The sequence below is a fragment of the Amycolatopsis sp. WAC 04197 genome (genome assembly GCF_003947475.1).
In the GTDB taxonomy this organism is placed as follows: Bacteria; Actinomycetota; Actinomycetes; order Mycobacteriales; family Pseudonocardiaceae; genus Amycolatopsis; species Amycolatopsis japonica.
In genome coordinates this window covers 519,510-531,382 of the sequence record NZ_QHJK01000009.1, presented here as the reverse complement: position 1 = coordinate 531,382, position 11,873 = coordinate 519,510, and the positions used below count along the sequence as shown (strand labels likewise).

Below are 11,873 nucleotides of genomic sequence, written 5' to 3'. Positions count from 1 at the left end.
CGCGTCGCCACCGAACTCAACGGACGCCCCCGCCAAACCCTCGGCTGGCACACACCCACCGAAGCCCTCGAAGCACTACTGTTCAACCAACAAACAATGCGTGTTGCAACCACCACGTGAATCCGCCAGTCCTTCACGGCTACCGCTTTCCTACGCTCAGGCGCCAGGCGAGCCGGGTTCGCGCTGCTCAGAGTTCCTGAGGTGAAGGGCGCCATCCCCGCGTGCCATGCGGCGAAAGCTCCCTTCGCCACACGAGACCGGAGCCGCTCCACCCCTCGCAGGCCCGAGTGCCGTGCAATAACGGTCCTTTCCTTGCGAAATTTGCGAGGAAAGGACCGTTCCTAGCGTTCCCGAGGGGCTCAGCGGCGTGAGTCGACCGCCTCGGCGAGGGTGTCCAGCAGCTCCGCCGTCGTCTCCCACCCGAGGCAGGCGTCCGTGATCGACTGCCCGTACGTCAGCGAACCGGCCGACCCCAGCGTCAGGTCCTGGCGCCCCTCCACCAGGAAGCTCTCCAGCATCAGCCCCGCGATACCCCGTTCACCGGCCCCGATCCGCCCGGCGAGTTCGCGCACGACCGAAGCCTGCCGCACGTGGTCCTTCGCGCTGTTGCCGTGGCTCGCGTCGATGATCACGCGTTCCGGCAGCCCCGACTTCGCCAGCCGCGCCAGGGTGTCGGCCACCGTCGCGGGGTCGTAGTTCGGGCCGGCGGAGCTGCCGCGCAGGATGACGTGGCAGTCCTCGTTGCCCGCGGTGGTGATGAGCGCGGCGAGCCCGTCGGGGTTGATCCCGGCGAAGACGTGGCTCGCGCCGGCCGCGCGGGTGGCGTCGACGGCGACCTGGACGTCGCCCTCGGTGGAGTTCTTGATCCCGACCGGCATCGACAGCGCGCTGCACAGCTGCCGGTGCACCTGGCTCGCCGCGGTCCGCGCGCCGATGGAACCCCAGGTCACGGTGTCGGAGATGAACTGCGGGGTGATCGGGTCGAGGAATTCGCAGCCGACCGGCAGGCCCAGCGCGGAGATGTCGAGCAGCAGTTTGCGTGCCATCCGGAGGCCGTGGTTGACCTCGTAGGTGCCGTCGAGACCGGGGTCGTTGATCAGGCCCTTCCAGCCGAGCGTGGTCCGCGGCTTCTCGAAGTAGACGCGCATGACGATGTGCAGGTCGCGGCGGTGTTCTTCGGCCTTGGCGGCGAGACGGCGGGCGTAGTCGAGCGCGGCGTCCGCGTCGTGCACCGAGCAGGGCCCGACGACGACGAGGAGCCGGTCGTCCCGGCCGTCGAGGATGTCGACGGCCGAGGCCCGCCCGGCTAGGACGGTATCGGCGATTTCCGCCGTCATCGGATGTTCGTGCCGCAGCATGGCAGGCGACAGCAGCGGGCTGATGGCCGCCGTGCGGTGCCCGTCGAGGGCGATCAGGGTGTCAGCGGAGGGAGACATCGCGGGTCTGGTTCCTTTCGAAAGGGATACCGACCCGCGGGAACTCGCCGAGCCGGTGGGAAATCCGGCTCGGGGTGGTGGTCAGCGCAGGTTCACGCCGCCGTGCCCACCCGGGGCCGGCTTCGTAAACCAGAAATAGCGCTGCACGGGGCCAAGCTAGCACATCGGCGGCGCGTACCGATTCCCGAGGTGGTCCGCCCTGCACCGATCCAGAGAACTGCCGCTACGCTGGCGTCGGGACATGTGACTGTCATCTCTACGGAACACAAGACGGAGGCTTCTGATGCGTGTCGGTGTGCTGACCGGCGGTGGGGACTGCCCGGGGCTCAACGCGGTGATCCGCGGTGTGGTGCGCAAGGGCATCGAGGTGCACGGCTGGGACATCGTCGGGTTCCGCAACGGCTGGAACGGTCCCCTCACCGGGGACAGCCGTCCGCTCGGCCTGAACGACGTCGAGGACATCCTCACCCGCGGCGGCACGATCCTGCGTTCGTCGCGCACCAACCCGTACAAGGTCGACGGCGGGGTCGACAAGATCAAGGCCGTGCTCGCCGAGCAGCAGGTCGACGCGCTGATCGCGATCGGCGGCGAGGACACCCTCGGCGTCGCGAAGCGGCTCACGGACGACGGCGTCGGCGTCGTCGGGGTGCCCAAGACGATCGACAACGACCTCGGCGCCACCGACTACACCTTCGGCTTCGACACGGCCGTCTCGATCGCCACCGAGGCCATCGACCGGTTGCACACCACGGCCGAGTCGCACCACCGCGCGCTGGTCGTCGAGGTCATGGGACGGCACGCGGGCTGGATCGCGCTGCACTCGGGCCTCGCCGGCGGCGCGAGCGTGATCCTCGTGCCGGAGCGGCACTTCAACGTCGACCAGGTCGTCTCCTGGGTCGAGCGCCGCTTCGAGAAGGAGTTCGCGCCGATCATCGTCGTCGCCGAGGGCGCGCTGCCCGAAGGCGGCGAGGAGAAGCTGCTGACCGGGGAGAAGGACGCCTTCGGGCACGTCCGGCTCGGCGGTATCGGCACCTGGCTGGCCGACGAGATCGCCGCCCGCACCGGCAAGGAGTCGCGCGCGGTCGTGCTCGGGCACGTCCAGCGCGGCGGCACCCCGACGGCGTACGACCGCGTGCTCGCCACCCGGTTCGGTCTCAACGCCGTCGACGCCGTGGCCGACGGCGACTTCGGCGTGATGGTGGCGTTGCGCGGCACGGACATCGTCCGCGTCAAGCTCGCCGAGGCGACCGCCGAACTGAAGACCGTCCCGGTCGAACGCTACGAAGAGGCCGAGGTCTTCTTCGGCTGAGCCCTGTTTTGAGGAGAAGGCCCCTTACTTTGTGCTGACCTCGGGTAAGGGGCCTTCGCTTTTCTTGCGGCCCCGCCGTCGCGGCGAGTTGAATCGGCCACCCGGGGGATCGGGGTGGAAGGGCGGCGGTGCTCATGGGGTCCAGCAGGCGCGAGTTCCTGAGGTGGCTGGCCGCCGGTGGGACCGGGGCGGCGCTCGCCGGGCTGCTGCCCGGTACGGCCGCCGCGGAAACGGACGCGATCGTCGTCCTCGCCCACGTAACGCTGATCGACGGCACGGGTTCGGCGCCCCGGCGTGACGTCTCGGTCGTGCTGGTCGGCGACCGGATCGCCTGGGTCGGCTCCGGCCCGGTCCCGGAAACCGGTGGCGCGCGGGTGATCGACGGTCGCGGCAAGTACCTCGTCCCGGGCCTGTGGGACATGCACACCCACGGCGCGGACCTCGAGGACATCGTCCCGCCGCTGCATCTGGCGCACGGCGTCACAGGTGTCCGCGAGATGTGGGGCTACGCGGAAAACCGTGCGACGAAAGGCAAGATCGACCGCGGCGAGCTGCTCGGCCCGCGTGTCGTGCTGGCGAGCGGGATCGTCGACGGGCCGGTCACGCTCCTGGGACCGCCGGTGCTCCAGGTGTCGACGGAGGCCGAAGCGCGGGCCGCCGTCCGCGCCGAGAAGGCCGCGGGCGCCGAGCTCGTCAAGACCTACTCCTACCTCGCACCCGACGTCGTGCGCGCGGTCGCGGACGAAGCCCGCGCCCAGGGCCTGCGGTTCTCCGGGCACTGGCCGTACAAGCTGTCGCACCTCGAGGTGAGCGATCTCGGGCAGCACAGCCTGGAGCATTTCTTCGGGGTGTCCATCCACTGCTCGTCCCGGCGCGACGAGATCCTGGCCCGGCTGAAGTCGACGCCGTACGACCCCGCGGCGCCGCGGGACTTCTTCAACCTGGCCCGGCGGCTGGAGTTCGAGTCGGTCACCACCTACGACCGCCGTACGGCGCGGGCCTACTTCGAGCGGCTGCGGTGCAACGGCACCTGGCACTCGCCGACGCTGACGATCAACCGGGTCGTCACGCAGCCCGCCGAAACCCACCAGCGTGACCCGCGGCTGAAGTACGTACCCGCGGACGTGCGCGAGAGCTGGGCCAAGGGCATCGAACGCTTCGCGCCGAAGACCCCGGCGGACGTCGCCCTGCAGGAGCGGTACTACCGGGAGACGCTGCGGCTGGTCGGCGTCGCGCACGAAGCGGGTGTCGGACTCATCGGCGGCACCGACTGCCTCAATCCGTACACGTTCCCCGGCAGCGGCCTGCACGAGGAGCTCGCGTTCCTGGTGGAGGCCGGCCTCTCGCCGGTGCAGGCGCTGAAGACCGTCACCGGGGACGCGGCGAAATTCCTCGGCAGGGAAGGGACGTCGGGCACGGTCGCGGTGGGGAAGGAGGCGGACCTCGTGCTGCTGGACGCGGATCCGGCCGCGGACATCCGCAACGTCGCGAAGATCGACACGGTGATCACGCGCGGCCGGGTCCTCGGCAAGGCGGAGCGGCGGCGGATGCTCGACGCCGTCGAGGCCGCCGCGAACCGGCCCACGCCGACGAACGCCCGGCTCCACTCCCTCGCGCGCCGGGGATGCTGCTGTTGACCTCCCGCATTTCGTCCTCTGAATGCGGTAGTTGGCATCACCAACGACCGCATTCAGAGGACGAAACGCGGGGTTCAGATGCGGGCGAAGGTGTCCAAAAGGGACACGGCGCGGGCGATGTCGTCGGTGAGCGGCCGGTCCTCGACACTCGGGTCGAGCACGGCCGCGGCGGTCTCGTAGGCGTCCCGCGCGGGCAGGGCGACGAGGTCGGCCTTGCGCATCCGCAGCGCCCGGACGGCGGCGACCAGTTCGCACGCCAGCACCTGCTGATACGCCGCCCCGGCCGCGGTCGCCGCCCGCGCGGCCTGCGTCGAGAAGCTCGCGTGGTCCTCGATCCCGCGTGAGACGACGGCCGTGCCCAGCGTCGCCGGGAGCGCGGCCTGCCGCAGTTCGGTGAGCGCGTCGTGCGCGACGTACTCCAGGATCATCACGCCCGAGCTGCCCGACGGCCCGGCCGCCAGGAACGGCCGCAAGCCGGTGAACTCCGGCTCCACCAGATCACCCAGCCGGGCCACCGACAGCTCGGCGACCTGATGGACGGTCGCGCGCACCTGGTCGAGCGCGGTCGAGACGTACGCGGTGTGGAAATGCGCGTGGTGATAGGCGTCCTGGTGCACCGTCGAGATCATCGGATTCTCGGTGCTGGCGTTGATCTCCACCGCGAGGACGTCGCGCAGGTAGTGGATCGCGTCCAGCGCGGGCCCCTGCACCTGCGGGAAAGCGCGGAGCCCGAACGGGTCCTGGATCCGCCTGCCCGGTTTGGGGGTGCCCTCCATCCCGAGCAGCCGCCGCATCTCCGCCGCGCACGCGACCTGCCCGGCGTGCGGACGCGCCTCGTGCACGGGGGTCGCGTACGCCTCCGGATTCCCGTCGAGCGCGATGTAGGTCAGTGCCGCGACGACGTGACTCGCCCGCGTCAGCGTGTCGAGCCGCATCGCCGCGAGGGTCGCCTCGGCCAGCGTCGCGGCGTTGCTGCTCATGAACGCGAGCGCGTCACCCGCCTGGACCGGCACCGGGGGCACCCCGCCGGTCAGCCACGGCCGTTCGCCGGTGAGGGCGAGCGCGGTCTCCGCGAGCGGCGCGAGGTCGCCGGTGCCGATCGCGCCGAGCCGGTGCACGAGCGGCAGCGCCCCGGTCCGCACCGCGTCGGCGAGCGCCCCGATCAGCACGGGGCTGAGCCCGGCGCGCCCGGCCAGCAGCTGGTTGAGCCGGATGAGCATCATCGCCCTGGTCTGGCCGGGGGACATGACGTCGCCGCTGCCACCGGCGTGACTGCGCAGCAGCCGCAGCCCGTGATCCGGCGACTCGCCCTCGCCGACCGGGTCCTCCTTGTTGGCGCCGACGCCGGTGGTGCGGCCGTAGACGATCCTGCGGGTGCTCAGTTCTTCGGCGAGCTTCCACGCGCTTTCCGCGCCGCGCAGCGCGGCGATCGAAACGTCGATGCCCAATGGGCCCTCGGTGCTCGCGGCGGTCACGACGTCCGCGCAGCGCAGGGTCCGGCCGTCCACCCGGATCACGGCGGCCCTCCTTTCACGACCGCCCCACTATGACGCCTCAGTCCGACGGCGGCTGCCAGGGCGGCCGGTTGCCCCAGTCCCATTTCGGCATGGGCTCGGGAACGGTGACCTCGCGGCCGGGCTGGGAGAACATCACGGCGAGTCGGCTGCCCCATTCGACATACGCGGCGAACGCGGAGCGGAATTCGGGATCGGCCGGGAGCCCGGCCTCGTCGGCGGCGTCGAAGAGCAGGTTCACCCAGCGACGGCGCTGCTCCTCGGTGATGGCCCGGCCCAGATGCCGTCCGACCATGTGCCGGTGCCCGCCGTGTTCGCCGCTGTAGGTCTCCGGCCCGCCGAACACCTCGGCCAGCCAGACCGCCACGTGCTCGGGGTGGCCGGGATCCATGTGGCGGAAGACCGGCTCCAGCAACGGGTCCTTCAGCACGTGGCCGTAGAAGACGGTGGTCAGCCTGCGCAGGGCGTCCAGCCCGCCTGCCCATTCGTACAACGTCGGCGTCCCGGTCACGTAAGGTCCTCCCAGCGGCGATGATCTTCCGGTCCGGCAAGGCAACCACCCCGGATCGCCGGGGACAACCACTTACTTTCCGGTGCGTGCCAAGGGGAGCGGCGATGAAGCGGTACCACTGCGCGGTCGAACTCGCGGTCGACGTCATCGGCGGCAAGTGGAAACCGGTGATCCTGGCGCAGCTGAAGGAGGGCGTGCACCGGTACGGCGAACTCCGGCGCCGGATGCCGGGCGTCAGCGAGAAGATGCTGACCCAGCATTTGCGCGAACTGGAGGCGGACGGCCTCGTGCTCCGGGAGAGCCGCGAGGGCCGGGTGCCGCATGTCGAGTACCGGCTGAGCGAGGAGGGGGAGCGGTTACGCCCCGTACTCCAGGCGCTCTACGACTGGGGGACGCGGCGTGCGGCCGACCGCGGCATCACGTTCGAGCCGTTACCTATTCACTGACTGTCGTCGTCGAGGTGCCGTTCGAGCGCGTCGATACGTCCTTCCCAGAACCGGCGGTACGGCGCGAGCCAGGCGTCGACCTCCGCGAGTGGTTCCGGACGGAGCCGGTAGCACCGGCGCTGGGCGGCGACGCGGACCGAGACCAGACCGGCCTCGCGTAGGACACGCAGGTGCTTCGATACGGCCGGTTGGCTCAGTTCGAGGACCTCGACCAGCTCGTTGACCGATTTCTCGCCGTCGCGCAAGAGATCGAGGATGGTCCTGCGCCGCGGCTCGGCGAGGATCTCGAAAGTCTGCATCATCCGGGAAATGTGCCCCGTACGGCATATTTCCGTCAAGGAATGTTCGAAAATGTCCATCCGAAAGTCTTGGTCTGAACCATTGACGGAGTGGTCTAGTCCACTTAGCTTGTGCGTGTCCCGCCGCAGTCCTCTCGTCACCGCCGGTGACCGTGAAGGGAGAACGCATGTCCCGTTCGTTCAGGCTCACCGCGATCGTGGGTGCCGCGGCCGTCGCGCTCGGCGCGCTGGCCGTCGCCGCTCCGGCGCAGCAGGCGTCGGCCGCACCGGAAACCTCGGAGGCCTCGGTCGGCAAGGTACTCGGGTACTTCGCCGAATGGGGCGTCTACCAGCGGAACTACCATGTGAAGAACATCGACACGTCGGGTTCGGCGAGCAAGCTGACGCATATCAACTACTCGTTCGGCAACGTGACGAACGGTGGCTGCGCGCTCGGTGACGCCGAGGCGGCGACCAGCAAGTTCTACGACGCGGCCGGCAGTGTGGACGGGGTCGCGGACAGCTGGGACACCGGCGCGCTGCGCGGGAACTTCAACCAGCTGAAGAAGCTCAAGGTCAAGTACCCGAATCTCAAGGTGCTGTGGTCGTTCGGCGGCTGGACCTGGTCCGGCGGGTTCGGCGAGGCCGCCAAGAACCCCGCCAAGTTCGCGGAGTCCTGCTACAACCTCGTCAACGACCCGCGCTGGGCCGGCGTCTTCGACGGTATCGACATCGACTGGGAGTACCCGAACGCCTGCGGTCTCTCGTGTGACACCAGCGGCGCGGCCGCGATCAAGAACCTCGCGCAGGCCCTGCGGGAGAAGTTCGGCTCGAAGCTGGTCACCGCCGCGATCACCGCGGACGGCACCGACGGCGGCAAGATCGACGCCGCGGACTACGGCGGCGCGGCGCAGTACTTCGACTGGTACAACGTCATGACCTACGACTACTTCGGCGCCTGGGCCGCGCAGGGCCCGACGGCCCCGCACTCGCCGCTGACCGACTACGCGGGCATCCCGACCGCCGGCTTCCACTCCGACGCCGCGATCCAGAAGCTCAAGGCCAAGGGTGTCCCGGCGAACAAGCTGCTGCTGGGCATCGGCTTCTACGGCCGTGGCTGGACCGGCGTCACCCAGGATGCCCCGGGCGGTACGGCGACCGGTCCGGCGGCGGGCACCGAGCCGGGCATCCAGGACTACAAGGTCCTGAAGACCACCTGCCCGCCCACCGGCACCGTCGCGGGCACCGCGTACGCCAAATGCGGCAGCGACTGGTGGAGCTACGACACCCCGGCGACCATCGGCGGCAAGGTCACCTACGCCAAGAACCAGGGTCTCGGCGGCGCCTTCTTCTGGGAGCTGTCCGGTGACACCGCCGACGGCGAACTGATCACCGCTCTGGCCAAGTAAGACCCTCTCCGACGGAAGCGCGTGAAGGCCCCCTTCACGCGCTTCCGTCGGTGACGAGGATTACGGTCACCCCATGGGTTTCGAGGGTTTCGGCGAGTACGCCATCGACTTCTACGACGGTCTCGAGGCGGACAACTCCAAGTCCTATTGGGACGCGAATCTCGCCACCTACAAGGCCGACGTCCGCGCGCCGATGGAGGCGCTGCTCGCCGAGCTCGTCCCGGAGTTCGGCGACGGTTTCGGCGAGGGCAAGGTCTTCCGCCCGTATCGTGACGTCCGGTTCGCCAAGGACAAGACGCCGTACAAGACCCACTGCGGGGCGGTGATCGAGCAGGGCCGCGGCGGCGGCGCGTACTACGTCGAGGTCGGCCCGGCCGGGCTGCGCGTCGGCGGCGGCTGCTTCCACTTCGAGTCCGATCAGCTCGCCCGTTTCCGCAAGGCCGTGGACACGGAACTGCGGGGCGCCGAGCTCGCCAAGATCCTCGCGAAGCTGGAGAAGGCGGGCTGGGAGGTCAAGGGGGACAGGCTCAAGTCGAAGCCGCGCGGCTTCGCCGAGGACCATCCCCGCATCGACCTGCTGAAGTATCGCTCCGTGTACGCGGTCCGCGGCTGGGAGCCGGACGACGTCCTGCACGAACGCGGCGCCCTCGACCGGGTGCGCAAGGCGTGGCGGCAGGTCCGCGCGTTCAACGAATGGGCGCGGGACCGCGTCGGGCCGAGCGAGAAGCCGCGCCGATAACCATCGAACCGGGTTCGGTGGTTTCCTTGTCGCCCAGGTCAACTGACACTTTTCTTGAACTTTCGGTATCGGTACAGACGTAGCCACGATGAGGGACTACGCTGTGCGAACGTGAGCCGACGCGCGAAGATCGTTTGTACCCTGGGCCCCGCGACCGCTACGCCGGAGAAGATGCGGCAACTCGTCGACGCCGGGATGGACGTCGCGAGGATGAACTTCAGCCACGGGACGCACAGCGACCACAAGCAGGTCTACGACCTCATCCGCACCGCCGCCGCCGAATCGGGCCGCGCGGTGGGCATCCTCGCCGACCTCCAGGGGCCGAAGATCCGTCTCGGCACCTTCGCGGGCGGGCCGGTCGAGTGGCACAACGGCGACATCGTGCGCATCACCGTCGAGGACGTCGCGGGTACGCACGACCGCGTCTCGACCACCTACAAGGGACTCGCCGACGACGCGAAGCCCGGCGACCGTCTCCTCGTGGACGACGGCAAGGTCGGCCTCGTGGTCAAGCAGGTCGAGGGCCCGGACGTCGTCTGCGAGGTCACCGAAGGCGGTCCCGTCAGCAACAACAAGGGCGTTTCCCTGCCGGGTATGGACGTCTCCGTGCCCGCGCTGTCCGAAAAGGACATCGAAGACCTCGAGTTCGCGCTGGAACTCGGCGTGGACTTCATCGCGCTGTCGTTCGTCCGCTCGCCCGCCGACATCGACCTGGTCCACCAGGTGATGGACCGCGTCGGCAAGGGCCGCCTCCCGGTGGTCGCGAAGATCGAGAAGCCCGAAGCGGTCTACAACCTCGAAGCCATCGTGCTCGCCTTCGACGCGGTGATGATCGCCCGTGGTGACCTCGGCGTCGAACTCCCGCTGGAGCAGGTCCCGCTGGTGCAGAAGCGCACCATCCAGATCGCCCGCGAGAACGCGAAGCCGGTCATCGTCGCGACGCAGATGCTCGAATCGATGATCAACAGCTCCCGCCCGACCCGCGCCGAGGCCTCGGACGTCGCGAACGCGGTGCTCGACGGCGCGGACGCGCTCATGCTCTCGGGTGAGACCAGCGTCGGCCGCTACGCCATCGACGTGGTCAAGACCATGGGCCGGATCATCGAAGCCGTCGAGACCGACTCGCCGGTCGTGCCGCCGCTGTCGCACGTCCCGCGCACCAAGCGCGGCGTCATCTCCTACGCGGCCCGTGACATCGGGGAGCGGCTGAACGCCAAGGCCCTGGTCGCCTTCACCCAGTCCGGTGACACCGTCCGGCGGCTCGCGCGGCTGCACACGCGGCTGCCGCTGCTGGCGTTCACACCGGAGGAGAGCGTCCGCAGCCAGCTCGCGATGACGTGGGGCACCACGACGCGGATCGTGCCGAAGGTGGGCTCGACCGACCAGATGATCCAGCAGGTCGACCACGCGATGCTCGAAATGGGCAAGTACGCCAAGGGTGACCTGGTGGTCATCGTGGCCGGTTCGCCGCCCGGGACCGTCGGGTCGACCAACCTCATCCGGGTGCATCGCCTGGGCGAGGACGACCACGCCTGACCGCGCCTACCAATGCTATGAAGGACCCTTTCCTGGCAAATTTCGCAAGGAAAGGACCGTTCCTAGCGTCCCAGGCGTCCCGAAGGTGGCCTTCGCGACAAACGTCCCGCCTCACCGGGGCTCCCGGCACCCTTACGGCCTAAAGTTCAGGACATGACTGAGATGGCCAGGGAAGCCGCGGCCGGTTTCGACAACGCCGGCGGGGTGGGCGGACAGCCCGTGCTCGACCGGCTGGTCGCGTTGCTGGACTTGGAGAAGATCGAAGAGAACATCTTCCGCGGCGTCTCGCCCGCCCACTCGCCGGTGCGGGTGTTCGGCGGCCAGGTCGCGGGGCAGGCGCTGGTCGCCGCCGGCCGCACGGTCCCCGAGGAGCGGAAGGTCCACTCGCTGCACGCGTACTTCATCCGCGGCGGCGACCCGAGCGTCCCGATCGTCTACGAGGTCGACCGCATCCGCGACGGCCGCTCGTTCACCACCCGCCGCGTCGTGGGCATCCAGCACGGCAAGGCGATCTTCTCCCTGTCGGCCTCGTTCCAGAAGGACGAGGGCGGTATCGAGCACTCCGAGGCCATGCCGGACGTCCCGTCCCCCGAATCGCTCCCGACGCTGCAGGAACGGGCCGAGGGGTACTTCATGGGCCATCTCGACCGGCCGCGTCCGATCGACCTGCGCTACGTCAACGATCCGCCGTGGGTGACCAGGAAGACGGGCGACCGGCCCGCCAGGAACCAGGTCTGGATGCGGGCCGACGGTAAACTCCCGGACGAGCAGCTGCTGCACGTCTGCGTCCTGACCTACGCCTCCGACATGACGCTCTTGGACTCGGTCCTCGCGCGCCACGGCGTCTACTGGGATCTCGACAAGGTGCTCGGCGCGAGCCTCGACCACGCGCTCTGGTTCCACCGCCCGTTCCGGGCCGACGAGTGGTTCCTCTACGACAGCGCGTCGCCGACGGCGTCGGGTGCCCGGGGCCTGGCGACCGGCCGGTTCTTCGCCGAGGACGGAACGCATATCGCGACCGTCGTGCAGGAAGGTCTTCTCCGAGTCGTGTGACGTTC

At 69.4% G+C, this 11,873-nt stretch carries 11 protein-coding genes; 7 read left to right on the top strand and 4 right to left on the bottom strand.

The features are described 5' to 3' along the window. Positions 1-359: 359 nt before the first annotated feature. Positions 360-1,436, bottom strand: a complete 1,077-nt coding sequence (locus DMC64_RS32510) for a 3-deoxy-7-phosphoheptulonate synthase (protein ID WP_125736574.1) — start codon at positions 1,434-1,436, stop codon at positions 360-362. Positions 1,437-1,719: 283 nt separating this feature from the next. Here DMC64_RS32510 and DMC64_RS32505 point away from each other — a divergent pair, with 283 nt between their 5' ends. Beyond that, positions 1,720-2,745 (top strand): 6-phosphofructokinase, encoded by a 1,026-nt coding sequence (locus DMC64_RS32505; RefSeq protein ID WP_037343389.1) that lies wholly within the window; start codon positions 1,720-1,722, stop codon positions 2,743-2,745. Positions 2,746-2,879: 134 nt separating this feature from the next. Further along, on the top strand, positions 2,880-4,382 hold the full coding sequence (locus DMC64_RS32500) for an amidohydrolase family protein (RefSeq protein WP_125736573.1): 1,503 nt from the start codon (positions 2,880-2,882) through the stop codon (positions 4,380-4,382). A gap of 74 nt (positions 4,383-4,456) precedes the next feature. Here DMC64_RS32500 and DMC64_RS32495 read toward each other — a convergent pair whose 3' ends face one another. Together DMC64_RS32495 and DMC64_RS32490 are read right to left on the bottom strand one after the other, a co-directional pair. After that, complete coding sequence (locus DMC64_RS32495) at positions 4,457-5,899, bottom strand: aromatic amino acid ammonia-lyase (protein WP_125736572.1); 1,443 nt, start codon at positions 5,897-5,899, stop codon at positions 4,457-4,459. 37 nt (positions 5,900-5,936) lie between these two features. Continuing rightward, positions 5,937-6,407: a group II truncated hemoglobin gene (locus tag DMC64_RS32490; protein ID WP_016332800.1), complete on the bottom strand. Its 471-nt coding sequence runs from the start codon at positions 6,405-6,407 to the stop codon at positions 5,937-5,939. A gap of 104 nt (positions 6,408-6,511) precedes the next feature. Here DMC64_RS32490 and DMC64_RS32485 point away from each other — a divergent pair, with 104 nt between their 5' ends. After that, on the top strand, positions 6,512-6,853 hold the full coding sequence (locus DMC64_RS32485) for a helix-turn-helix domain-containing protein (RefSeq protein WP_037343392.1): 342 nt from the start codon (positions 6,512-6,514) through the stop codon (positions 6,851-6,853). Here DMC64_RS32485 and DMC64_RS32480 read toward each other — a convergent pair. Beyond that, on the bottom strand, positions 6,847-7,155 hold the full coding sequence (locus DMC64_RS32480; protein WP_037343394.1) for a metalloregulator ArsR/SmtB family transcription factor: 309 nt from the start codon (positions 7,153-7,155) through the stop codon (positions 6,847-6,849). The genes DMC64_RS32485 and DMC64_RS32480 overlap by 7 nt on opposite strands. 164 nt (positions 7,156-7,319) lie before the next feature. Here DMC64_RS32480 and DMC64_RS32475 point away from each other — a divergent pair, with 164 nt between their 5' ends. The 4 genes from DMC64_RS32475 (at position 7,320) to tesB (ending at position 11,868) form a co-directional block, all read left to right on the top strand. Beyond that, positions 7,320-8,540 (top strand): glycoside hydrolase family 18 protein, encoded by a 1,221-nt coding sequence (locus DMC64_RS32475; RefSeq protein ID WP_125736571.1) that lies wholly within the window; start codon positions 7,320-7,322, stop codon positions 8,538-8,540. A gap of 73 nt (positions 8,541-8,613) precedes the next feature. After that, positions 8,614-9,279, top strand: a complete 666-nt coding sequence (locus DMC64_RS32470) for a DUF2461 domain-containing protein (RefSeq protein ID WP_005166098.1) — start codon at positions 8,614-8,616, stop codon at positions 9,277-9,279. Between the two features lie 111 nt (positions 9,280-9,390). Beyond that, on the top strand, positions 9,391-10,815 hold the full coding sequence (pyk, locus tag DMC64_RS32465) for a pyruvate kinase (RefSeq protein ID WP_007033718.1): 1,425 nt from the start codon (positions 9,391-9,393) through the stop codon (positions 10,813-10,815). A 153-nt stretch (positions 10,816-10,968) separates the two neighbouring features. After that, complete coding sequence (gene tesB / locus DMC64_RS32460) at positions 10,969-11,868, top strand: acyl-CoA thioesterase II (RefSeq protein ID WP_037343397.1); 900 nt, start codon at positions 10,969-10,971, stop codon at positions 11,866-11,868. The last annotated feature ends 5 nt before the right edge of the window (positions 11,869-11,873 follow it).

Excerpts from the sequence above, each read along its gene's own strand:
- DMC64_RS32510 (WP_125736574.1), bottom strand. The coding sequence starts at position 1,436 with ATGTCTCCCTCCGCTGACACCCTGATCGCCCTCGACGGGCACCGCACG.
- DMC64_RS32505 (WP_037343389.1), top strand. The coding sequence starts at position 1,720 with ATGCGTGTCGGTGTGCTGACCGGCGGTGGGGACTGCCCGGGGCTCAAC.
- DMC64_RS32500 (WP_125736573.1), top strand. The coding sequence starts at position 2,880 with ATGGGGTCCAGCAGGCGCGAGTTCCTGAGGTGGCTGGCCGCCGGTGGG.
- DMC64_RS32485 (WP_037343392.1), top strand. The coding sequence starts at position 6,512 with ATGAAGCGGTACCACTGCGCGGTCGAACTCGCGGTCGACGTCATCGGC.
- DMC64_RS32480 (WP_037343394.1), bottom strand. The coding sequence starts at position 7,155 with ATGATGCAGACTTTCGAGATCCTCGCCGAGCCGCGGCGCAGGACCATC.
- DMC64_RS32475 (WP_125736571.1), top strand. The coding sequence starts at position 7,320 with ATGTCCCGTTCGTTCAGGCTCACCGCGATCGTGGGTGCCGCGGCCGTC.
- DMC64_RS32470 (WP_005166098.1), top strand. The coding sequence starts at position 8,614 with ATGGGTTTCGAGGGTTTCGGCGAGTACGCCATCGACTTCTACGACGGT.
- tesB (WP_037343397.1), top strand. The coding sequence starts at position 10,969 with ATGACTGAGATGGCCAGGGAAGCCGCGGCCGGTTTCGACAACGCCGGC.